Source organism: Mixta mediterraneensis (genome assembly GCF_030283135.1).
In the GTDB taxonomy this organism is placed as follows: domain Bacteria; phylum Pseudomonadota; class Gammaproteobacteria; order Enterobacterales; family Enterobacteriaceae; genus Pantoea; species Pantoea mediterraneensis.
Genome location: NZ_JASUAZ010000002.1, coordinates 105,488 through 127,998, shown reverse-complemented (window position 1 = coordinate 127,998; position 22,511 = coordinate 105,488). Strand labels below are relative to the sequence as shown.

General features: G+C 52.7%; 18 protein-coding genes and 1 pseudogene. 11 read left to right on the top strand and 8 right to left on the bottom strand.

The annotated features are described in order from the left end of the window. Positions 1-4 precede the first annotated feature (4 nt). Positions 5-925, bottom strand: coding sequence for a TIM barrel protein (locus QRY16_RS02385; protein WP_289775514.1), 921 nt, complete (start codon positions 923-925; stop codon positions 5-7). 151 nt (positions 926-1,076) lie between these two features. Then, positions 1,077-2,105, bottom strand: coding sequence for a LacI family DNA-binding transcriptional regulator (locus QRY16_RS02380; protein WP_289775513.1), 1,029 nt, complete (start codon positions 2,103-2,105; stop codon positions 1,077-1,079). Positions 2,106-2,484: 379 nt separating this feature from the next. Here QRY16_RS02380 and QRY16_RS02375 point away from each other — a divergent pair, with 379 nt between their 5' ends. Further along, on the top strand, positions 2,485-3,522 hold the full coding sequence (locus QRY16_RS02375; RefSeq protein WP_289775512.1) for a Gfo/Idh/MocA family protein: 1,038 nt from the start codon (positions 2,485-2,487) through the stop codon (positions 3,520-3,522). 18 nt (positions 3,523-3,540) lie between these two features. After that, on the top strand, positions 3,541-4,422 hold the full coding sequence (locus tag QRY16_RS02370; protein WP_289775511.1) for a sugar phosphate isomerase/epimerase family protein: 882 nt from the start codon (positions 3,541-3,543) through the stop codon (positions 4,420-4,422). A 36-nt stretch (positions 4,423-4,458) separates the two neighbouring features. Here the strand turns inward: QRY16_RS02370 and QRY16_RS02365 are convergent, their stop codons facing one another. Further along, positions 4,459-4,626, bottom strand: coding sequence for a hypothetical protein (locus tag QRY16_RS02365; RefSeq protein WP_289775510.1), 168 nt, complete (start codon positions 4,624-4,626; stop codon positions 4,459-4,461). Between the two features lie 324 nt (positions 4,627-4,950). Here QRY16_RS02365 and yghU point away from each other — a divergent pair, with 324 nt between their 5' ends. Next, the gene (gene yghU, locus QRY16_RS02360) at positions 4,951-5,814 is read left to right on the top strand and encodes a glutathione-dependent disulfide-bond oxidoreductase (protein WP_289775509.1); all 864 of its coding nucleotides are present in this window, start codon (positions 4,951-4,953) and stop codon (positions 5,812-5,814) included. A 224-nt stretch (positions 5,815-6,038) separates the two neighbouring features. Here yghU and QRY16_RS02355 read toward each other — a convergent pair whose 3' ends face one another. Continuing rightward, the gene (locus QRY16_RS02355; protein WP_289775508.1) at positions 6,039-7,133 is read right to left on the bottom strand and encodes a YncE family protein; all 1,095 of its coding nucleotides are present in this window, start codon (positions 7,131-7,133) and stop codon (positions 6,039-6,041) included. A 107-nt stretch (positions 7,134-7,240) separates the two neighbouring features. Here QRY16_RS02355 and QRY16_RS02350 point away from each other — a divergent pair, with 107 nt between their 5' ends. After that, positions 7,241-8,464, top strand: coding sequence for an IS91 family transposase (locus QRY16_RS02350; RefSeq protein WP_289775507.1), 1,224 nt, complete (start codon positions 7,241-7,243; stop codon positions 8,462-8,464). A gap of 142 nt (positions 8,465-8,606) precedes the next feature. On the opposite strand, the pseudogene QRY16_RS02345 reads toward QRY16_RS02350, so the two are convergent. Next, positions 8,607-10,274 (bottom strand): annotated as a pseudogene (locus QRY16_RS02345) (ABC transporter permease subunit); the annotation flags it as partial. A 150-nt stretch (positions 10,275-10,424) separates the two neighbouring features. Between QRY16_RS02345 and ppk1 the strand changes: the two are divergent. From ppk1 to QRY16_RS02315, 6 genes are all read left to right on the top strand, one after another. Beyond that, the gene (gene ppk1, locus QRY16_RS02340; protein ID WP_193404621.1) at positions 10,425-12,485 is read left to right on the top strand and encodes a polyphosphate kinase 1; all 2,061 of its coding nucleotides are present in this window, start codon (positions 10,425-10,427) and stop codon (positions 12,483-12,485) included. Between the two features lie 5 nt (positions 12,486-12,490). Continuing rightward, positions 12,491-14,014, top strand: a complete 1,524-nt coding sequence (gene ppx, locus QRY16_RS02335; protein ID WP_289775506.1) for an exopolyphosphatase — start codon at positions 12,491-12,493, stop codon at positions 14,012-14,014. Positions 14,015-14,054: 40 nt separating this feature from the next. After that, positions 14,055-14,648 (top strand): tellurite resistance methyltransferase TehB, encoded by a 594-nt coding sequence (gene tehB / locus QRY16_RS02330; protein ID WP_193404619.1) that lies wholly within the window; start codon positions 14,055-14,057, stop codon positions 14,646-14,648. A 98-nt stretch (positions 14,649-14,746) separates the two neighbouring features. Continuing rightward, positions 14,747-14,932, top strand: a complete 186-nt coding sequence (locus tag QRY16_RS02325; protein WP_289775505.1) for a YfgG family protein — start codon at positions 14,747-14,749, stop codon at positions 14,930-14,932. Positions 14,933-15,049: 117 nt separating this feature from the next. Further along, the gene (mgtE, locus tag QRY16_RS02320) at positions 15,050-16,483 is read left to right on the top strand and encodes a magnesium transporter (RefSeq protein ID WP_289775504.1); all 1,434 of its coding nucleotides are present in this window, start codon (positions 15,050-15,052) and stop codon (positions 16,481-16,483) included. Between the two features lie 276 nt (positions 16,484-16,759). Beyond that, positions 16,760-16,939, top strand: coding sequence for a GDFGVC terminal motif YodC-like protein (locus tag QRY16_RS02315; protein WP_193404617.1), 180 nt, complete (start codon positions 16,760-16,762; stop codon positions 16,937-16,939). Positions 16,940-16,969: 30 nt separating this feature from the next. On the opposite strand, the gene QRY16_RS02310 is transcribed toward QRY16_RS02315, so the two are convergent. The 3 genes from QRY16_RS02310 to guaB all read right to left on the bottom strand — a co-directional run bounded on the left by QRY16_RS02310 (position 16,970) and on the right by guaB (position 20,962). Further along, entirely contained in the window at positions 16,970-17,743 is a 774-nt protein-coding gene (locus tag QRY16_RS02310; RefSeq protein ID WP_289775503.1) for a DUF3750 domain-containing protein, read from the bottom strand. A gap of 101 nt (positions 17,744-17,844) precedes the next feature. Continuing rightward, complete coding sequence (guaA, locus tag QRY16_RS02305) at positions 17,845-19,425, bottom strand: glutamine-hydrolyzing GMP synthase (RefSeq protein ID WP_289775502.1); 1,581 nt, start codon at positions 19,423-19,425, stop codon at positions 17,845-17,847. Positions 19,426-19,495: 70 nt separating this feature from the next. After that, positions 19,496-20,962 carry an IMP dehydrogenase gene (guaB, locus tag QRY16_RS02300; protein WP_289775501.1) on the bottom strand — a complete coding sequence of 489 codons (1,467 nt, stop codon included), beginning with the start codon at positions 20,960-20,962 and terminating at the stop codon, positions 19,496-19,498. A gap of 168 nt (positions 20,963-21,130) precedes the next feature. Between guaB and xseA the strand changes: the two genes are divergently transcribed. Continuing rightward, positions 21,131-22,504, top strand: coding sequence for an exodeoxyribonuclease VII large subunit (gene xseA / locus QRY16_RS02295; RefSeq protein ID WP_289775500.1), 1,374 nt, complete (start codon positions 21,131-21,133; stop codon positions 22,502-22,504). Positions 22,505-22,511: the final 7 nt, after the last annotated feature.

Genomic DNA, 22,511 nt, shown 5'->3' with positions numbered 1-22,511 from the left:
GACCTCAGAATCCAACTGACTGGAGATAATGCAGGCTAGCCGTGACGTCACGCAGACTGGTGTCGGCATTACGCGGATCGCGCTCCTGCTCAATGGTAATCCATCCTTTATAATTGCGCTCTGTGAGGAACGCGCGCACCGCCGGATAATTGATAGCGCCTTTGCCAATCGGACACATTACGCCTTCAGCGCAGGCAGTAAAAAAGTCGAGACCGCGTGCAGTTACGTCACGCCACACCGCATCGTTAATATCTTTGAAATGCAGATAGTCGATGCGATCCCAGTAACGCTGCAGGTAGGTGATCGGATCCATGCCGGAATAATAAAGATGGCCGGTATCAAGGCATAAACCCGCCACGTCATGCGGAATATCTTTCACCAGTTGCGCCAGTTCGTCGGCATACTCAATACAGCCCCCCGCATGCGGATGAATAACCGGCCGCACACCGTACTCTTTCCAGGCAATCTCGCTCAAAGCTGTGATGTGCTGCATCATGCGCTGCCAGTCGTCGGCAGGAAGGCGCGGAGCTTTATCGGATTGCCCGGCATATCTGGCGCGTTCGGGATGACTAAAATCGATAATGACCAGATAAGGTGCAGATGCATTACCAGGGGTTTTCTCCGCAGTGGGGACTTTCGACAGATTGCGGCAGATGTGGTGCGTCAGTTCAATTATTGCCGGGAAATTCGCTTCACTCACCAGATCGTCAAAGATCGTGCCCGCCACCAGCGACAGGCCATGATCATTTAGTTGTTTGCTGAGTTCAGCGGGATCAACTGGCAAGTAATGCCAGGGACCCAATTCAATGCTTTGATAACCGGCTTGCGCCGCTTCACTCAGGACTCTCTGCCACGGTGGCAGGAAAGGATTTTTGGGATCATCAACGCCCCAGCTGCAAGGCGCATTGGCAATATGCATCGTCATGATTTCTGTCCGTGCTATGAGAGTTGCCGACAGTATCAAACAAACGTTTCAAATCAAGCAACAATGAAAGTTTTATTTTTTGATAGAGATCGCATTATAAAACGTCCTTTTTTTGATAATTTACTATCAAATTTAACTTAACCATTTAATTTTACACGTTTTCCCGAATCATCATTTCAAACGGTAGGGTAACTCTGAAAAATTGCACGTTTTCGCCTGAATGTTGACTGATACAGTGCTCAACAACCGCAGCCGCCATTTCCTCAATACGATGCCGCAGCATTAACGTAATCGTGCCATCAATTAATGCAAGTTCACCGCCCTGAATCGGGCCGTGGCACAGCAGTGCAATCCCTTTCCGTCCGCTCTGACGTAATGCGCGCACCACACCCTCAATACCGCCGCACGGCGCGTAAATCATGACTAAATCATCGTAATCGTTCAGCAGCTGCTGGGTTGCCTGATACCCGCCGTCAATGGATTCATGGGTTTTCAGCGGTTCCAGCACCCGCTGGCTGATCCCCGCTTCACGCAGGTAAGAGCGGAAGCTAATTTCGCAACTTTCCTGACAGGTAAACCGGTGATCACCCAGCAACACGCCAATGCTGCCCAGCTTGTGCAACAGGTGTTGCGCCATCCACGCAGCGGTGCGACCGGCTTTCTGATTATCAAGCCCAATAAAACCTGCATGGCCGCATGGTGAAAAGTCAGAAAACAGCGCATAGACGCGCACGCCCTGGCGCGAAACATCCTGTATTGCATGACGGATAAGCGGATGATCCAGCGCTACCACGCCAATCACCTCTACACGCTTCGCCAGACTGCGCAGTGAAGACGCAACGGCTTCGACATCATTAATATCGTGCCAGCAAAATTCCGTTTCACTTCCCGACGGTTGATAAGGTTCTGCCTGTTTGCGCAGCGCCTCACCCAGCGGTTGATAAAATGAATAGCGGGACGATAATAAAATAAAGCCCATGCGCAATTGCGCCGCTATTACCGGCTGGCTGGAAGACAAAATGCGTGATTGTTCCAGCCGATAACCCAGGCGACTTGCTGCCGTCAGCACTTTCTGTTCGGTTACGCTCCGTACCGGCGCTCGCCGGTTAAGTACGCGGTCCACCGTTGCCACCCCTACGCCTGCTTCGCGCGCAATGGCGGTCATGGTCACTTTCGACATAATCTTTACCCCAAATAATGAAATTTTGAATCACCTGCCTGATCTGCTGTTCTGCAATCTGCTGCCTGGCACGCTGTGCTGCTTTACTCGGATTTTACTATCCCACCGCTGAAGTCATTTTCTATCCTCATTTTGATAGAAAACATCTCATAAAGTTGATCTCTCTCGCAAAATGAAATATTCATTCCTTTTTTCATTCATTACAGAACGAACATTTGCTAGAAAGGTTTCGTTTCAATCGACAAAGCGTGCCGGATTTATATCAGTAAGACCGTAGAGAGGACGGCAACCAGCTTGCTGCGGTGAAAGCCTGCCGGGCGTTGCGGCCTGGCCCGACAGCGCGCTTCACCTCTCTGCGAATACATAAAATGGAGATGTTATGTTTCCCTCTACACTACCTGTTCCGCGCTTACCTGATGCCAGACAGGTTCCGGTGCTGCGCTGGGGCATTGTTGGTCCCGGCTGGATCGCCGATCACTTTGCCAGTGCGCTGCGAAATCATACCGATCAGCAACTGGTCGCTGTTTCATCACGCAGCCGCGATAAAGCCCAGGCGTTTGCCCGCAAATGGTCAATTAGTCATGCCTGCATGGGGATTAATGAATTGCTGGCGCGGGATGATATTGATGCGGTGTATATTGCTACGCCACATAATCGTCATTTTCCCGATGGCCTGCGCGTAATTGAAGCAGGTAAACATCTGCTGATTGAAAAGCCCCTGGCGCTGAATGCCGCACAGGCGAAGCAGCTACAGCAGGCGGCGACCGCACGTAATGTGCTGTGCATAGAAGCAATGTGGTGCAATTTTACACCCAAATACGATGTCATTCGCCAGTTACTTGCGGATGGCGCGCTCGGTGATATTCACAGCCTGATCGCCGATCACGGTGAGTTTTTTAGCACAGATCACCGAATTTTTAATGCCGAACTGGCGGGCGGCCCACTGCTGGATCTCGGCAGTTACCTGGTGAGCTTCAGCGTAGGAGTGGGCGGCGCGCCAGACACGATTGTGGCGAAAGGCCAGAATGCGACGGCAGAGATAAATGGCCAGACCTCAATGCTCTTTACTCATGCAAATGGCATGCATTCAGTCCTGCACACCACACTGTTCAGTAACACGCCCGGCTCCGCAGTTATCGCCGGTCGCGATGCCAGCCTGGTGCTGGACGGTCAGTTTTATGCGCCCGGTAATTTTCGCCTGATCTCCAGCGATGGCCAACGCACCCTGCACTGGCAAGAACCGAACAACCGTTACGTGCAGCTATGTCATGAAATTAATCACTTTGCCTGGTGTATTGGGCAAAACCGATTTGATTCGCCGATCCATTCCCTCAACAGCGCGATCGTAACGCTTGCCGCGATGGACGAAGTGAGAAAGCAGATCGGCGTTGTTTTTAATGAAGAACAGCAACCTTAAACGCCCCGGAGTAGACAGATGAAAATCGCTTTTGATGTGGATGTGATTAAAGATATGGGCATCACCCGCATGGTCAATCAGGTGGCCGACTGGGGATATAAATACATTGAACAATCGCCGCATCCGCAGATTAATCCCTTTTATAAGCACCCGAAAGCCAGCCGCGAGATCATGACGGAATACAAAAATGCGCTGCGCTCAACGGGCGTGGAGATCTCTTCTTTTATCGTGGTATATCGCTGGTCCGGCCCGGATGAACTACGCCGTCAGGCCGCCGTGAAAAACTGGAAGCGCATGATTGAGATTGCGGTCGAAATGGGTGTGCAGGTCATTAACACCGAATTATCAGGTACGCCGAACGAGCCGGAAATCTGTGAAGAGATGTTCTATCGTTCAATGGAAGCGTTGCTGCCAGTCATCGAACGTGAAGGGATTCGCGTTGAAATTCAGTCTCATCCCTGGGACTTCTGCGAAGAAAATAACGAAACGTCTGACATCGTGAAGTCCTTCCGTAGCGAGAATATCAAATACGTTTACAGCGCGCCGCACACCTTCTTTTATGACAAAGGTAAAGGCGATGTGAAAAGTATGCTGAAGTATGCCGGAGATGATCTGTCACACGTGCTGATCGCCGATACCATGAACCACACCAGGCATTGCCGCTATATCGTCAACCCGCCGGGCGTGGATGCCACCATCCACCAGCACGTCGGCGTAGGCGAAGGTGAAGTGGACTTCCCTACCCTGTTCCAGACGCTGCGCGACATGAATTTCGCTAACCGCACCTATAAAGTGGGCGGTGAATCGATCATCGCCTCTTCGCTGTTTGGCTATCCAGAGAAGATGAAAGTACAGGCGGTGGAAACGCGTGAACTGATTGAACGTGAACTGCTGGGCTAATTAAAAAAGGCGGCTCATTAGCCGCCAGTTTAACGCTTAACCTCTCCGCTTGATTTCACTGAAACGCCCGTGGCTTAGCGATGCACAGGCTGCTTCTACAACGGCCTGAGCCTGCAATCCATCGACGCCCGGTAAAGCATTAAGCTGTTCAGCAGCCAGCTGGCGCAGAAAGGCATCGGGATAAGGGTTATAAATATGGCACACCCGACTAAACAGGCCGGGCAGCGCAGCCTTAGCTGATATAAGCTCGCACCGCGCCTGGCTTTCTCATACCTGCCTTCTGAACCTCTAACGCTAATACGCGCCCTATCCCTGTGTAATAGCCGGGTGTCGTCCCGCTGGCGCTGAGCCTGCTTTTGCTGCATCGAAAAAAGGAATCCGTTCTCTGATTTATGCGGAAGGTAACGCCGGACTGAGGCTTTACAGTCGGAAGAACGTCAACCGATCACCGCCAGCAGAGTTAAACCGGCTGCTGGCAGCCTGCTACACTCGAACAAAAACTCAATCACAACAAGGCGAACCTTCACCATGTCGGAAAACACTTATCAGCCCGCAAAAGTCTGGGTTTGGGACCCCGAAGCCAAAGGTAACGGCGCAAAAACCAATCGCCCTTTCGCCGGACCTACGCACGAAAAAAACCTGCCGGTCGGCAAACACCCTTTGCAGCTCTATTCGCTGGGTACGCCAAATGGTCAGAAAGTTACCATTCTGCTGGAAGAGTTACTGGCGCTGAATGTGAATGATGCCGAATACGATGCGTGGTTGATTCGCATCGGCGAGGGCGATCAATTCTCCAGCGGCTTTGTTGACGCCAACCCGAACTCAAAAATTCCCGCGCTCAGCGATCACTCCGCCACGCCGCCAATTCGCGTATTTGAATCGGGTCATATTCTGTTGTATCTGGCCGAAAAATTTGGCCACTTCCTGCCAAAAGATACCCCTAAACGCACCGAAACGCTGAACTGGCTGTTCTGGCTGCAAGGCTCGGCGCCGTACCTCGGCGGCGGGCTGGGACACTTCTATCACTACGCGCCAGAAAAAATTGAATACGCCATTAACCGTTTTACGCTGGAAGCTAAGCGCCAGCTCGATGTGCTGGATCGCCAGCTTGCTGGAAATCGCTATCTGGCCGGTGATGATTGCACGATTGCTGACATCGCTACCTGGCCGTGGTACGGCAATCTGGTGCTGAACAATCAATACGGTGCCGCCGAATTCCTTGATGTGCAGTCATATAAAAACGTACAGCGTTGGGCGCAGGAGATTGCTCAGCGTCCGGCGGTGATCCGTGGTCGCAAAGTGAATCGCGTAATGGGCGAGCCAGCCGATCAGTTGCATGAGCGCCATGATGCATCGGATTTTGATACCCATACGCAGGACAAAAAGGCTTAACCCGCGCGGGATCAGCCAATCAATGTACTCGCTTTCTGTGGCAGGCGGGAAGATGCCAAAACGGCTGGACCTCTCCGCGCCAGAAGCAGCATACGCAAAACACGACAGCCGGAATATCAGGCCGCCGCGTATTGCCTGAAAAGTGCCAGCTACATGGGGTGTGGGATGGAGCAACGTAAAAAGGACGCCGCAGCGTCCTTTCTTCAGGCGGCTGACCCGCCTTTTTATTTCAGTGCGATACGCGCCACACTGTCCGGGCCTTTGGTGCTGTGGTCTTTGTTAAAGTCCTGCTTCACGGTGACATACAGCGTTTGCCCATCCGGTGAAACCAGCAGGCTGTTAGGATGACTGTCGAACGACCAGCTGTTTTTCACCGCATAGGTGGTGGCATCCAGTTGCAGCACTTTCTTCGATTCACGCTGGCTGATATAGATTTCGTTGCGTTTGGCGTTAAATTTAATGCCCAACGAATCGCCTAAATTCAGTCGCTTAATCACTTTACCGCTGCGCTCGTCAAACACCAGGGTATTTTTTGCTTTGGAATTGTCTGTCACAAACAGGCGACCCGTGGCTGGATCTTCTGCCATGTTCAGAAACAGATACGCTTTACCGTCGCCTGCGGTCAGACGTTTTTCGATTTTGTGACTGCGCGGGTTAATGACCAGGATTTCACCGCCACCGTTTGCGGCGTAAATACGATCGGTGACCGGGGAATAGATAATGCCAGTGACCCATTTACCGGCGTTTTTGATGCGGGTTTTCAGCTTCATCGTTTTCGCATCAACCACCCAAATTACACCCGGATCGCCCACTCCACCGATATAAAGCTGGCCTTCGTGCCAGAAGATTTCACGCGCGCCATAGGGAAATCCTTTTTCATTCTTTTCGCTGAACATCAGGCGTTGCAGTACTTTGCCGCTTTCAGGATCAATTTTAGAGATTCCGCCATCCAGCGAATTGGTTGCGTACAACGCACTGCCATCTGGATCGATGACCATACCGAAGTTTTTCAGATCGGTATGCGCCTCGCCGGTGGTTTTCAGCGTAGTCGCATCCAGACGATAAATCAGGCCACCGCTGACATCTTTAAAGCCCTGAGCGCTGGCTACATACAGTGCATTTTTCGTCGGCAGATATGCCATTTCATATAAACCGTTACCCAGCTCGCGCTGCGTCAGGTTGGTGTCGGCTGGCGCTTGTGCCGCAGCGGCTACAGGTTCTTCGGCTTTTTTCGCAGGTGTCTGGCAAGCAGTCAGGCTAAAGGCCGCGACAACCGCCAGGGCGAGAGCGGCTTTATGCGGGCTGAACAAAGATTTCATTCTTAACTCCATCAATGGACGAACGGTAGCACGCCTGCGGCGTGAGCCCGTCTGCTGCGCAGCCGAAGTCCTTTCCACCCTCATCGCCATATTTTATACTGTCTTTCATGTACATACCGCGACCCGCAAAGCTCCTGTTCCAGCACGATGACGGCTGGGAACGCTTCCTCGAGAAAAATGGTCACCAGCTCAGCGACTGGACCAAACTCTCCGTCGAGCGCATGCTCGCCTGTGGAACCTGCGCCATGGGCGTCAGAAAATATTGCTGCAGCTCCCCTGATTGCACGCATTCTCGTCTGATGTGCCAAACCTGTAAGTCCAAAGCCTGCAGCAGCTGCGGCCTCAAAAGCACCGAGCAGTGGATTGCCCAACAGCAACACATCCTGCCCGACTGCGACTGGCAACACATCACCTTTACCATGCCGCACTTGCTCTGGCCGTTCTTCAACAACAACTGGCCACTGCTCAATGACCTGTTTCGCTGCGCAACCCGCGCCATGCTCAGGCACGCGCGCAAGCTGGGCATCGAAGTCGGCATCTTCTGCGCACTGCACACCTACGGTCGCCAACTCAATCAGCATCCGCACATCCACGTCTCCATCACCCGCGGCGGCCTCGATGTCAAACACGGCGTCTGGCGCGACCTGTTCTTCAAAAAACAGCAGGTCGAAGCCATCTGGCGCGGTGCCGTCATCCGCCTGTTACGCGCCAGCTATCAGCACGTTACCCCTGCTTCCCTGCCCGGCCATGGTCACATTCGCGATGAGAAGCAGTGGAAGCGCTATCTGCAGGCGCAATACCAGCGTCACTGGAAGGTTCACTTCGCCAAAAAGACCCGCGGGGCCTGGCGCAGCGTGAAATATCTGGGTCGCTACCTGAAACGCCCGCCGGTGGCGGCATCCCAACTGCGGCATTACCGTGGTGGCGCTGTCGTTCACCAGTACTACGACCACAAAACCCAACAGCATAAACGCCAGAAGCTGACGCAGGAGGAGATGCTGTGGCGTTACGTCAGCCACATCCCGTCCCGGCACTTTAAAATGGTGCGTTACTACGGCTTTCTGGCCAACCGCAAGCGCGGCACGCTGCTGCCGAAGGTTTACGAAGCACTGGAGATGACGCCGCGAGAGAAACCGGAGAAGCCGGGGTTCGCGGTGCTGATGAAAGCCTTTCTGGGCACCGACCCGTACCAGTGCATCCTGTGCAAAAGTTCGCTGCGTTTTGCCGGCGCTGTGGCGGGCGAGCACGCGACAAAACTGTTGTCCGACAGGTTGCATCAGATGGCGAAAAAACGATGGCTTCTGACGCCAGCTCTGGATAAGTGCGCCTGAAAAATGGGTTTTAGATTAAAAACACGGCAAAACTGGCATTTTTACGCATTACAACACAACAGTCCCCACCACATGCGGCTTTTTCTCGCTACCATTCATGGTTAGGAAAACCAAAAGGGATCGATTCAGTTTCCTAACCATGCACCAGGGCAAAACCCATCGCCAGCGCCGCCACCAGCAGGTTACGCTGTTCGTAATGAGGCACCCAGTCGCCTGCGTCACGCACCCACAGCGTCGGCAGCCATAATGTCAGCACGATAACAACCAACAGCAGCGGTAACAGCAGCAGCACTTCGCGGCCTGGCTGTCGCCAGCGCGCTGGCAGACGGGCGCTGAGCACACCACACAGCAGCAGGCTGGCGGCTAAGGTGAACGGCAGCAGCAGTACGCCTGTCAGCGCCTGGTTGATATGCGGCGCCAGCCACCATCCCGCAATCAGCCCAACTACCACGCTGGGCAGCGCGCCCATCATCTCAATCGACGGTTTAACCCAGCGACGCAGACCCGGCGCCATAAACCATGCGGTGTACATCGCCGCAGCCAGCGCCAGCGGCGTAGCAAATAACAGCGCCAGGCTCGCAGCTTTTAACGTGCCGATGACCATTGGCACTAAACTAAATTTGGCCTGATAACTGTCGCCTGCGGCGGTGGATTGCCATACCCAGTCCGCTTTGGGATAGTTTTCGTACCAGATCTTCTGCCAGAAGTTGCGCCAGGTAACATCTGGCCACGGATTATCCAGCTTAAAGGTTTGCCAACTTCCCTGACGCTCCACCAGCAGGCTGTCGCCGTGCGGCGAGAACTGCGCGTGCAAGATGCCGGGGGCTAGCTGGCGTTGAAATATCGGCCCTGCTTGTTTGCTGGAAAACAGCTTCAGCATACCGTCCTGGGTGAAGGTGGCAAAGACGCGGCGCTGTGGCTCTGTAATCAGTTGCGCCTTGCCTGCGCTGTGCCTGAAGGTACGAATCTGATGCAGGCGCGGGCCTTGTTCGCTGGCAATTGAAAACCATTGCGTTACCCCCGCTTCATCCTGGACGAGCAGCGTTTGGCCACCGGTTAACAGATGCAGGCTCTGCGGCGTGTGCGGTAGCGTTTGTGTCTCACGCAGCTGCGCGTGATCCTTGTCCAACTGCCAGACCCGCAGCACATTACCTTCACTGGTATAGAGAAGATCGCCTTGCGGCGCAAGAAGCAGATGATCGGGATGCTGTTGCGGCAAGCTGATCATCGTTGCCTGACGATCGGGACCCAGCGTCAGATAGCCCAGGCCATGGGTGGTAACAACGGCGATACGCCATTGATTCGGGCTCAGCGTCGCCAGCGCCATTTTCTCCACCGTGCCTTGTGGCAGGTGGAAAGGTTTATCACCCAGCGGGAAACGCCACTGCGCTTCATCTTTTCGCAGAACCGGTTGCAGCAACAGTAAATCGCCCTGCATATTAAGCAGCAGCGTTTGGCGATCGGCGCTCTGTACCACTGTCTGCGGGGCTGGCGTCAGCGCTAATGCCTGATCGGCAGGCTGACCATTAAGCGGAATAAAACGCGCCGCGCCAGCCGTACTGATACGCCAGCCGTGGCTGCCGTCATTGCCTATCGCCAGCGCAGGTGCGCGATCCCACAGTTGCTGCGAAGCGCCTGGCTGCATGTCCGGCGCGCTGAACAGCGGCAGAACTACCCAGATTAGCCAAAAAAACAGCAGCATAAGCAGCAGAATCGCAATGCCACATGACGTGACCAGTCGCCGCGTCAAACGGTCAATCTTACGACGTCGGCGGTCGCTAAACTGAACGGGAATGTGGTTTATGCTCATGCGGTCCTAAATGCAGCGGAAAATAAGCCGCTATGTTGCCCGTAGCTGATTGATAAGACAACTCTTGCCGTTGGACAAGCCTGCCATACTCTCGCCATAATGTTGTTGGACACTGGATCTTCAGTCCTGCAACCGCTATACGGAGTGAGAATGGGTCAGGTAAAGCTGTATATTGAAAAAGAGTTAAGCTGGTTATCTTTCAATGAACGTGTCTTACAGGAAGCGGCGGATAAAACGAATCCGCTGATCGAACGCATGCGGTTTTTGGGTATATTTTCCAATAACCTTGATGAATTCTATAAAGTGCGTTTTGCCGATTTAAAGCGCCGTATCCTTATCGGTGAGGAGCAAGGTTCCCCTGGCACACCGCGCCATTTGTTTAAAAAAATTCAACAGCGTGTGCTGAAATCCGATCAAGAGTTCGACGCGTTGTATAACGATCTACTGCTGGAAATGGCGCGTAACCAGATCTTCCTGATTAATGAGCGTCAGCTTTCACCGAATCAACAAATCTGGCTGCGCCACTATTTTAAAAACGAACTGCGCCAGCATATTTCTCCCATTCTTATTACTCACGAAACCGATCTGACCGAATTTCTTAAAGATGATTACACCTATTTAGCGGTTGAGATTATTCGTGGTGACAATATTCGCTATGCGTTACTGGAAATCCCTTCGGATAAAGTGCCACGTTTCGTTAACCTGCCCGCTGAATCACCCCGCCGTCGCAAGCCGATGATTCTGTTGGATAACATTTTGCGTTATTGCCTGGACGATATTTTTAAAGGTTTCTACGACTACGATGCGCTGAACGCCTATTCGATGAAGATGACGCGCGATGCCGAGTACGACCTGGTTACCGAAATGGAGTCCAGCCTGCTGGAACTGATGTCCTCCAGCCTGAAACAACGTTTAACCGCAGAGCCGGTACGCTTTGTTTATCAGCGCGATATGCCGGATTCGATGGTGGAGCTGCTGTGCCATAAATTGTCGATCACTAACTTTGACTCAGTACTGCCGGGTGGGCGCTACCACAACTTCAAAGACTTTATCGGCTTTCCCAATGTCGGTAAAAATAATCTGGTCAACCGTCCGCTGCCGCAGATTCGTCATATTGGCTTTGATGGCTACCGAAACGGGTTTGACGCCATTCGTGACCGGGATGTACTGCTTTATTATCCCTATCACACTTTTGAACACGTATTAGAACTGCTGCGTCAGGCCTCGTTTGACCCCAGCGTACTGGCAATCAAAATCAATATTTATCGTGTAGCAAAACACTCGCGCATTATGGATGCCATGATTCATGCCGCCTATAACGGTAAAAAAGTCACGGTGGTGGTTGAGCTACAGGCGCGTTTTGATGAAGAAGCCAATATTTATTGGGCAAAACGTCTGACTGAAGCCGGTGTTCACGTCATTTTCTCGGCGCCAGGCCTGAAAATTCACGCTAAGTTATTCCTGATTTCGCGCCGCGAAGGGAATGAAGTTGTGCGTTATGCGCACATCGGTACGGGCAACTTTAATGAGAAAACCGCGCGCATTTATACTGACTACTCACTGCTGACCGCCGATGCACGTATTACCAATGAAGTGCGTCGGGTGTTTAATTTTATTGAGAATCCTTATCGGCCGGTGACTTTCGAGCATTTAATGGTCTCACCACAAAACTCGCGCCGCATGCTGTATCAATTGATCGATGAAGAAATTGCCAATGCGCAGCAAAAACTGCCGTCCGGCATTACGCTGAAAATTAATAATCTGGTGGACAAAGGCCTGGTTGACCGGCTTTATACCGCATCCAGCGTAGGGGTAAAGGTCAACTTACTGGTGCGTGGCATGTGCTCGCTGATCCCTGATTTACCGGGCATAAGCGAAAATATTCGCGTTACAAGCATCGTTGACCGTTATCTGGAGCACGATCGCGTCTATATTTTTGAGAATGGCGGCGATAAAAAAGTGTTTCTTTCTTCTGCTGACTGGATGACGCGTAACATCGATTACCGTATCGAAGTGGCGGTGGCGATTCTCGATCCGCAAATTAAACAGCGTATCCTGGATATTATTGCGATTCAGTTAAGTGATACGGTGAAAGCCCGGATTATTGATAAAGAATTAAGCAATCAATACGTTCCACGCGGAAATCGTCGTAAGGTGCGCTCGCAACTGGCGATTTATGATTACATTAAGAAACTGGAACAACCTGAATAACGCTTATGCCAATTTCCCAGAAAACTACGCCGAAACCCCAAGAGTTTGCGGCGATTGACCTCGGTTCGAACAGTTTCCACATGGTGATTGCCCGTGTGGTTGACGGCGCTATGCAGGTACTCGGTCGCCTGAAACAGCGTGTACACTTAGCCGACGGGCTGGGTCCGGATAATCGCCTGAGTGATGAGGCAATAGAGCGCGGCCTGAGTTGCCTGGCGCTGTTTGCTGAACGATTACAGGGCTTCAGGGCCAGCAACGTCACTATTGTTGGCACACACACGTTGCGTCAGGCCGTGAATGCCGAAACATTCTTACAACGCGCCGCAGAAGTGATCCCCTATCCAATCGAAGTGATTTCCGGTCACGAAGAGGCCCGCCTGATTTTTATGGGTGTAGAGCACACGCAGCCGGAAAAAGGCCGCAAGCTGGTGATCGACATCGGTGGCGGTTCAACTGAACTGGTTATCGGTGAAGATTTCGAGCCGCAGCTGGTGGAAAGTCGCCGCATGGGTTGCGTCAGCTTTGCGCAACTTTATTTTCCTAAAGGCGAAATCAACCGCGAGAATTTTCGTCGGGCACGTTTAGCGGCGGCGCAAAAGCTGGAAACGCTGGCATGGCAATATCGTCTGCACGGCTGGCAGTATGCCTTAGGCGCGTCCGGCACGATCAAAGCCGCCTGTGAAGTGTTACAGGAGATGGGCGAAAAAGAGAAGCTTATTACGCCAGAACGCCTTGAGATGCTTTATGACGAAGTGATGAAGCATAAAACCTTTACGGCACTAAGCCTGCCGGGATTATCTGAAGAACGTAAAGGCGTTTTCGTTCCTGGGCTGGCCATTATTTGCGGTGTGTTTGACGCGCTGGCAATTCGCGAGCTACGTCTTTCTGATGGCGCGCTGCGTGAAGGCGTGCTGTATGAAATGGAAGGCCGTTTCCGTCATCAGGATATTCGCAGCCGTACCGCGCAAAGCCTGGCTAACCACTACGCTATTGACAGCGATCAGGCACGGCGCGTGCTGGAAACCACCGAGCAACTTTATCTGCAATGGCGTGATCAGCATCCCAAACTGGCGAACCCGCAACTGGCTGCCCTGCTAAAATGGGCGGCGATGCTGCATGAAGTGGGGTTGTCCATCAACCACAGCGGCCTGCAACGCCATTCATCCTATATCTTGCAAAATAGCAATATGCCGGGTTTCAATCAGGATCAGCAGATGCTGCTGGCCGCGCTGGTAAGATTCCATCGCAAAGCGGTTAAGGTTGACGAATTGCCTCGTGTGACGCTGTTTAAGAAAAAGCAGTTCCTGCCGCTGATTTTCCTGCTGCGCCTTGGCACCTTGCTGAATAATCAGCGCCAGGCCACTACACGCCCAACTTCCTTAAAACTAAGCTGTGATGACGGACACTGGACGTTAACGTTCCCGGTGGGGTTTCTCAGCCAGAACAACCTGGTACAACTCGATCTGGAGCGTGAACAAAGCTACTGGAACGAAATCACCGGCTGGAAATTGATCCTTGAAGAAGCCTGACGTTGTGGACCTTTGTGCCCACTTCACTGAAGCGATAAAGATGAATAATTCGATTAACTTCTCAGAAAAATATGGCCTGACGCCGACACATTCAGAAGTGCTGGAGGCTTTCCCGCAACTCACAGTGGGCAAAGCGCTGGATCTGGGCTGTGGCAACGGACGCAACACCCTGTTTCTTAATCAGCAAGGCTTTGACGTTACCGCATGGGATCACAACCCAAAAAGCCTGGCGCGCCTGAACCGCATCATTGCAGACGAAGGCTTACAGGGTATTCACACCGGGCTGCGTGACCTTAACCAGACGCGCTTTAACGGCGGCTACGACTTCGTACTGTCTACGGTGGTGATGATGTTTTTACAACCGGAAACCATCCCGCAGCTGATCGCCGATATGCAGGCCTGCACGGTGAAATATGGCTACAACCTGATTGTCGCGGCGATGAACACGGATGATACGCCCTGCCCGACTGATTTTTCTTTTGCTTTTAAATCCGGGGAACTTAGCCACTATTACCGCAACTGGCACATCGTAAAGTACAACGAAAACAGGGGCCAGCTGCATCGCACCGATGAAAATGGCAACCGCATCACCTGCCGTTTCGCCACACTGCTGGCGCAAAAGGCCAGCTATTAATTATTTCTGTCGTTTTTTTAGACAACGATTGATTTCATCTGGCGACTGTGACTAAATATTGCTGTCGCCCATTTGGGTCATTACAGGAACCATCCCGCGTGAACAGCGCTATACCTTCCCGAAGACGTCAGAAAACCGGCACCATGACCCGGATCGTTCTGTTGATCAGTTTTATCATCCTCTTTAGCCGAATGATTTTTATCCTGCCTGCTGCTTTTGAACATCATCAGCAAAAAAAATCCATCTCCGCACCGGTAAGCCTTAGCGTTAACGATTCTCGCTAGCCAGACGCTTCATTAAGCAAGTAAACGCTGTCCAGACGACAGTACGATTTTTTGCATCCCTTTTACAGACGAAACGCTACACTTCGTGCTGGTACTTTCAGACAAAAGGGACGCAATATGTCTGCCTCTCACTCGCAACGTTTAAGTGAAATACGTCATCGTATTCTGACGCTGCTGCTTAACGAGCACGATCTGGTTGATGCGCTGCTTAAAAAAACCAGCCATCTCAGTTCTGAACAGCAACGTGAAAATGCGATCCAGCGCGAAATGCTGGAACAGGATATTACTCAGCTGCATGCTGCAGACCTGGCCGATATTCTCGAAGCCTTACCTGAAGAAGAACGTCAGGCGTTGTGGCGTCTGGTGCCCAACGAGCGGCGCGGCCATGTACTGGTCGAAGCCGCAGAAACTGTCTGGGCCAGCCTGACTGAAGAGATGAGCGACCGCGATATTCTGCGCGCTATCGAACCGCTGGATATTGACGACCAGGTCTGGCTGGCGCGCTATCTACCACGCGATCTTACCGGACGCTTGCTTACTACGCTGGAACCGAGCCAGCGGGCGCGCATACTCAACGTGATGCAGTTTGACCGCGACCGTGTGGGCCGGGTGATGGATTTTAATATCCTCACGGTGCGTTCCGACGTCACTTTAGCCACCGTGCAGCGTTACCTACGCTATCGTAAAGCCATACCAGGGGGCACTGACAAGCTGTTTATCACCAATCAGGATAATCACCTACTAGGTGAGCTGTTGCTTACCGACATTCTGCTCAACAAGCCGCAAATGCGCGTGGACGAAGTAATGAACACGCACCCTACCACCTTCCAGCTCAACGACAGAGCAGAGGATGCAGCCAGTGCCTTTGAGCGCTATAACCTGATTTCTGCTGCCGTTATTGATGCCAAAGGCAAGCTGATAGGCCGCGTTACCATTGAAGATGTGATCGATTTAGTGAACGAAGAGAACGAAAGCAACATTCGTAAAATGGGGGGTATCAGCCAGGAAGAGGACGTTTTTGCTCCGGTTCGTAAAGCAGTACGTAATCGCTGGGCGTGGCTGGCGATTAACCTGTGTACCGCCTTTGTTGCTTCACGCGTGATCGGCCTGTTTGAATCAACCATTTCGCAACTGGTCGCGCTAGCTGCTTTGATGCCGATTGTCGCGGGCATCGGTGGTAATACCGGTAATCAGACTATCACTATGATTGTGCGCGCCCTGGCGCTGCATCAGGTGGAACCGGGAAACTTCTCTTTCCTGATTGTGCGTGAGCTGGGAGTCGCTTTAATCAACGGTATTTGCTGGGGCGGCATTATGGGAATCATTACCTGGCTGATGTATGGCAACCCCGCGCTCGGCGGCGTAATGATGCTGGCGATGGTGCTTAATCTGCTGCTGGCGGCATTAATGGGCGTGCTGGTGCCATTGGTAATGACTAAAATTAAGCGCGATCCGGCGGTCGGCTCCAGCGTATTGATTACGGCCATTACCGATACCGGCGGCTTTTTTATCTTTCTTGGCCTGGCGACGTTATTCCTGCTGCGACATTAAATACGTAGCCATTCCAGTACAATAGCCAGATGCCAAATCACCGCTAACCCTGGCTTTCGGCATAGCGTGACGTGGCTTCTGTCTTTTTATTCGGGGCGCTTTCTGCCAGCCTTTGCCTGCCCCTTCAGTCCATTTAGTTTTGTTATCAACGACGACGAGCATGCCTTACTTCTTTCTACGGTTTAAATCAGCGCGCTAAACTGGAAAGCATGACGCAAAAATTTTCTAACTTACCCATGTAACCCGCTCGACACTGACTAAAAAACGGAGGGAGTGATGTTTAAGATTAACGATTTTGTGCAGGCAAAAACCGGTGGGCCAAAGATGTTAGTGTTGCGCGTAGAAGGCGATGTGTTGTGGTGCGCGCGCGTGGATGATGCAACCAAAAAAGAAATAGAAGTAAAAGCCGGCAGCGTGAATCTGTATCACGAAGAGGATGATTTCGGCGTCTGTTAAGTTAAGAGGCCCCATTAGGGGCCTGAATGGTCAGGGGTTATTATGTTGCAGATTATCGTGACCAAGGCCGCCAATAAACGGCAAACGCAGACGTAACGGTGTGAAATCTACCCCCATACTCAGCCCTAATATATTCAGCTCAACGCCCTCTTCCGCGCCGAGCGTCATCCCCGCCACGCCTAAAACTGACACCTGCAAACCGCGGCCAGACGGTGGTAATCCAATCGGACGCCACAGCGGACGATAATCTTTACCCAGCGCATTGGCGGGCAAATCGAGTTTTAAAGCCGGCACATGTCGGCCAATGTGTGCCAGGAAGGTGTTGCTGTTAGGTCCCGGCCATGCATGGTAGGTTTGCGGCCAGGGATAAGACTTTATCGCAGCTTCAATTTGCGGAATCATCGCTTCTGCCGCCGGGCCGCGATGGTCCACCAGCAGGCGAGGTTTTGCACCGTACCAGTATCCGTCGGGAATATTGGTGTTGCGCCGCACTTTATCGCCGCTCCCCCAGCTGATCACTTCGTAGCGGTTATACTGGGTTTCTCCGGCGCGTTTGAAGATAATCCACGGATGCACCGCCACTGCCCCCTTCCAGCCATATGTCGGCGCGGCATAAACCTGCACAATCGCTAAACTGGCATGGGTACGTGGATCGGGCGCGATCCCGGCGGAATCGCGTCGTGCCGACCACCATCCTTCCTGACTGGCTGCACCGCTATGGCGGGTTGCCTGCGCAATACTCGCCGCCAGAGATAGCAGCAACACAGCAAGAAAACAGAGACTGAATACTTTCAGTGGAAGCATGCGGTATCCCGGTGATTAAGACAAAGAAAGAAAATCGCCAGTCAATCTGACGATTAAACTGGCGATTGGGTAATCAGCGCGTTTTAGAATAAGTCAGAAACTTATTCCCACTCAATGGTGGCCGGTGGTTTGCCACTAATATCGTAAACAACGCGGGAAATACCCTCTACTTCATTGATGATACGGTTGGATACGCGGCCAAGGAAGTCATAGGGCAGATGCGCCCAGTGTGCTGTCATAAAGTCGATAGTTTCGACCGCACGCAGCGAGACAACCCAGTCATACTTACGACCATCGCCCATTACGCCAACAGAACGTACCGGCAGGAACACGGTGAAGGCCTGGCTGACCTTGTTGTACAAATCAGCTTTGTGCAGTTCTTCAATGAAGATAGCATCGGCGCGACGTAGCAGGTCGCAGTACGCTTTCTTCACTTCGCCCAATACGCGCACGCCCAAACCGGGACCTGGGAATGGATGGCGGTAAAGCATGTCGTATGGCAGGCCAAGTTCCAGACCAATTTTACGTACTTCATCTTTGAACAGCTCTTTCAGTGGCTCGACCAGCCCCAGCTTCATCACTTTTGGCAGCCCGCCGACGTTATGGTGTGATTTGATCACATGAGCTTTGCCGGTTGCAGAAGCCGCAGATTCAATGACGTCAGGATAAATGGTGCCTTGCGCCAGCCACTGCACATCGGTCAGCTTCGTCGCTTCTTCGTCAAACACTTCAACGAACACCCGACCAATGGTTTTACGTTTGGCTTCTGGATCATCAATACCTGCCAGCGCGTTAAGGAAGCGCATTTCAGCCGGCACGTGAATAATGCTCAGACCAAAGTGGTCACCGAACATGTCCATTACCTGTTGCGCTTCGTTGAGGCGCAACAACCCATTATCAACGAATACGCACGTCAGGCGATCGCCGATGGCTCGATGCAGCAGCATCGCAGTAACAGAGGAATCCACACCTCCCGACAGGCCAAGAATAACTTTGTCGTTGCCAATCTGCTTACGCAAACGCTCAACGGCGTCTTCGATGATTTTTGCTGGTGTCCACAGCGCTTCACAGCCACAAATGTCGATAATGAAACGCTCGAGCATACGCAAACCCTGACGCGTGTGCGTCACTTCCGGGTGGAACTGTACGCCGTAAAAACGCTTCTCTTCATTGGCCATAATGGCAAACGGACAGGTTTCGGTGCTGGCGACGGTCACAAAGTCAGACGGGATTGCCGTCACTTTGTCGCCGTGGCTCATCCATACGTCCAGTAAGGGTTTGCCGGCCGCGCTGAGCGCATCTTCAATATCGCGAACCAGGGCGCTCGCGGTAGTCACTTCAACCTGTGCGTAGCCAAATTCACGCTCGCTGGAACCTTCAACTTTTCCGCCGAGCTGCATCGCCATGGTCTGCATGCCGTAGCATACGCCCAGCACCGGTACGCCAGCGTTAAATACATATTCCGGTGCCCGTGGGCTGTTCAGCTCCGTGGTGCTTTCCGGGCCGCCGGAAAGGATGATGCCGCTCGGGTTGAACTGGCGGATCTGTTCTTCGGTGACATCCCATGCCCAAAGTTCACAGTAAACGCCCAGCTCACGCACGCGACGCGCCACCAGTTGGGTATATTGAGAACCAAAATCGAGAATCAGAATGCGATGCTTATGGATATTTTCCGTCGTCATTGAGGGGTTTCCAGAACGGTGACTTGATAATAAAAGCGCCCGGCTGAGCCGGGCGAGAAATCTTACGGGATTATGAACCCATGCGGTAGTTTGGCGACTCTTTGGTAATTGTCACATCGTGCACGTGGCTTTCGTTGATCCCGGCGCCGCTGATACGGACAAACTCCGCTTTAGTCCGCAAATCGTCAATGGTTGGGCAACCGGTCAGGCCCATGCAGGAACGCAAGCCGCCCATCTGTTGATGAACGATCTCTTTCAGACGACCTTTATACGCGACGCGACCTTCAATCCCTTCCGGTACCAGTTTGTCAGCCGCATTGTCGGTCTGGAAGTAACGGTCAGATGAACCTTTGGACATGGCGCCTAACGATCCCATGCCGCGATAGGATTTGAATGCGCGACCTTGATACAGCTCAATTTCGCCCGGCGATTCTTCAGTACCCGCCAGCATTGAACCGACCATCACGCAGGATGCGCCCGCGGCGATAGCTTTTGCAATGTCGCCTGAGAAACGGATACCGCCATCGGCGATAACGGGAATGCCGGTGCCTTCCAGGGCGGCAACAGCGTCAGAAACAGCGGTGATTTGAGGTACGCCTACGCCAGTTACAATACGCGTGGTACAAATTGAACCAGGGCCGATGCCCACTTTCACGGCGCTCACGCCCGCTTCTACCAGAGCTAATGCGCCCGCGCCTGTCGCGACGTTGCCCCCGACGATTTCGAGGTCAGGGTATTTAGCACGGGTTTCACGGATACGCTGCAGTACGCCCTGAGAATGACCATGGGAAGAGTCGATCAGCAGTACGTCAACGCCAGCGGCAACCAGCGCATCTACACGCTCTTCGTTGCCAGCGCCAGCGCCTACCGCAGCACCGACACGCAGACGACCCTGCGCATCTTTACAGGCGTTAGGCTTACGTTCAGCTTTCTGGAAATCCTTAACGGTAATCATGCCCAACAGGTGAAAGCTTTCATCCACCACCAGGGCTTTTTCTACGCGTTTCTCATGCATTTTCTGCAGAACTACATCACGCGCTTCACCCTCTTTTACCGTTACCAGGCGCTCTTTCGGTGTCATTACCGCCGAAACAGGCTGAGTCAAATCGGTCACAAAGCGAACGTCACGGCCGGTAATGATACCGACCAGTTCGTTGTTGGCATTAACAACCGGATAACCTGCAAAGCCGTTACGCTCAGTCAGCGCTTTTACGTCGGCCAGCGGAGTCGTTGGCAACACGGTTTGCGGTTCAGTGACTACGCCGCTTTCATATTTTTTCACCTTGCGGACTTCATCTGCCTGGCGTTCAATCGACATATTTTTATGGATGAAGCCCAGACCGCCTTCTTGCGCCAGCGCAATGGCCAGGCCCGCTTCCGTCACGGTGTCCATTGCTGCGGACAGCATGGGAATAGTTAAACGGATGTTTTTAGTGAGCTGGGTACTGAGATCAGCCGTATTTGGCAGGACGGTGGAGTGAGCAGGAACGAGCAGGACGTCGTCAAAAGTGAGTGCTTCTTTAGCGATTCTTAACATGGCAATACTCCACCTCGGGTGAATGAGAATAGATAAAATATTGCCGCGGCATTATACAGGCCGTAATCGATTGCCTCCAGCATTATTTAATAAAAACTCTTGATCCGTGGTATCAGCCCTGTAGTATCGACTAATTAACCTGCTGATTTGGAATTTGATCTTCGTCACATGTCACTGCCTCCAACCGCCAATATTTTTACCGTCAGCCGCCTCAATAACACGGTGCGTCAGTTACTGGAAAAAGAGATGGGCCTGGTTTGGCTGAGCGCGGAGATCTCTAACTTTACTCAGCCCGCTTCCGGCCACTGGTATTTTACGCTTAAAGATGATGGCGCCCAGGTTCGCTGTGCCATGTTCCGTAACAGCAATCGTCGCGTGACCTTTCGTCCTCAACATGGCCAGCAAATTTTAGTTCGTGCCAATATCACGCTGTATGAACCCCGTGGCGACTACCAGCTCATTATCGAAAGCATGCGCCCCGCCGGTGAAGGCTTATTGCAGCAGCAGTTTGAGCTGCTGAAAGCCAGACTGGCAACCGAAGGCTTGTTCGACCCTCAACATAAGCAGGCCTTGCCGGAACCGGCGAAACAGGTTGGCGTGATCACCTCTGCCAGCGGCGCGGCGTTACATGATGTGCTGCGCGTGCTGCATCGACGCGATCCCTCTTTACCGGTAGTGATCTATCCCACCGCCGTCCAGGGCGTTGACGCGCCCGCCGCCATCGTTCGCGCCATTGAAATAGCCAACCTGCGTAATGAGTGTGATGTATTAATCGTAGGCCGCGGCGGCGGCTCGCTGGAGGATTTGTGGAGTTTTAACGACGAACGTGTGGCGCGCGCCATCTTCGCCAGCCGCATTCCAGTGGTGAGCGCTGTCGGTCATGAAACCGACGTTACCATTGCCGATTTTGTTGCGGATCTGCGTGCGCCAACCCCTTCAGCCGCAGCCGAAATCGTCAGCCGCAATCAGGTTGAGTTATTACGCCAGCTCCAGTCTCAGCAGCAGCGGCTGGAAATGGCTATGGATTATTACCTGGCTCGCCAACAGCGGCTGTTTAGTCGGTTAGACCATCGCCTGCAGCAGCAACATCCACAATTACGTCTGGCGCGGCAGCAAACTGCCCTTTTCCGTCTGCAACAGCGTCTGACCGAAGCAATGGAATCACGCCTTCGAGTGTTCACGCGCCAGCAGGATCGCCTAACACAACGTTTTACGGCGCAATACCCACAGCAGCGCCTGTTTCTGGCGCAAAAGTCATTGCAAAACTGGCATTACCGTCTCGAACAAAGCATGGAAAAAGTGCTCAATTGCGATCAGCAGCGCTTTGCAACCCTGGCTGCTCAGCTTGAAGGCGTCAGCCCGCTGGCGACACTTGCACGCGGTTTTAGCGTAACCACTGACGTTTCCGGCCAGAGAGTGAAAAAAACCGGCCAGCTGCATACCGGCGATCTTCTTCGCACCCGACTTGAAGATGGCTGGGCAGAGAGCCAGGTGACAAAACTTCTGCCCGAAAAGCCGCGGCGGCGCCAAACATCTTCCTGAGGTCATA

Excerpts from the sequence above, each read along its gene's own strand:
- ppk1 (WP_193404621.1), top strand. The coding sequence starts at position 10,425 with ATGGGTCAGGTAAAGCTGTATATTGAAAAAGAGTTAAGCTGGTTATCT.
- ppx (WP_289775506.1), top strand. The coding sequence starts at position 12,491 with ATGCCAATTTCCCAGAAAACTACGCCGAAACCCCAAGAGTTTGCGGCG.
- guaB (WP_289775501.1), bottom strand. The coding sequence starts at position 20,962 with ATGTTAAGAATCGCTAAAGAAGCACTCACTTTTGACGACGTCCTGCTC.
- QRY16_RS02355 (WP_289775508.1), bottom strand. The coding sequence starts at position 7,133 with ATGAAATCTTTGTTCAGCCCGCATAAAGCCGCTCTCGCCCTGGCGGTT.
- QRY16_RS02385 (WP_289775514.1), bottom strand. The coding sequence starts at position 925 with ATGACGATGCATATTGCCAATGCGCCTTGCAGCTGGGGCGTTGATGAT.
- QRY16_RS02310 (WP_289775503.1), bottom strand. The coding sequence starts at position 17,743 with ATGCTTCCACTGAAAGTATTCAGTCTCTGTTTTCTTGCTGTGTTGCTG.
- QRY16_RS02350 (WP_289775507.1), top strand. The coding sequence starts at position 7,241 with ATGTACATACCGCGACCCGCAAAGCTCCTGTTCCAGCACGATGACGGC.
- QRY16_RS02370 (WP_289775511.1), top strand. The coding sequence starts at position 3,541 with ATGAAAATCGCTTTTGATGTGGATGTGATTAAAGATATGGGCATCACC.
- QRY16_RS02315 (WP_193404617.1), top strand. The coding sequence starts at position 16,760 with ATGTTTAAGATTAACGATTTTGTGCAGGCAAAAACCGGTGGGCCAAAG.
- QRY16_RS02375 (WP_289775512.1), top strand. The coding sequence starts at position 2,485 with ATGTTTCCCTCTACACTACCTGTTCCGCGCTTACCTGATGCCAGACAG.
- xseA (WP_289775500.1), top strand. The coding sequence starts at position 21,131 with ATGTCACTGCCTCCAACCGCCAATATTTTTACCGTCAGCCGCCTCAAT.
- mgtE (WP_289775504.1), top strand. The coding sequence starts at position 15,050 with ATGTCTGCCTCTCACTCGCAACGTTTAAGTGAAATACGTCATCGTATT.
- QRY16_RS02380 (WP_289775513.1), bottom strand. The coding sequence starts at position 2,105 with ATGTCGAAAGTGACCATGACCGCCATTGCGCGCGAAGCAGGCGTAGGG.
- tehB (WP_193404619.1), top strand. The coding sequence starts at position 14,055 with ATGAATAATTCGATTAACTTCTCAGAAAAATATGGCCTGACGCCGACA.
- yghU (WP_289775509.1), top strand. The coding sequence starts at position 4,951 with ATGTCGGAAAACACTTATCAGCCCGCAAAAGTCTGGGTTTGGGACCCC.
- guaA (WP_289775502.1), bottom strand. The coding sequence starts at position 19,425 with ATGACGACGGAAAATATCCATAAGCATCGCATTCTGATTCTCGATTTT.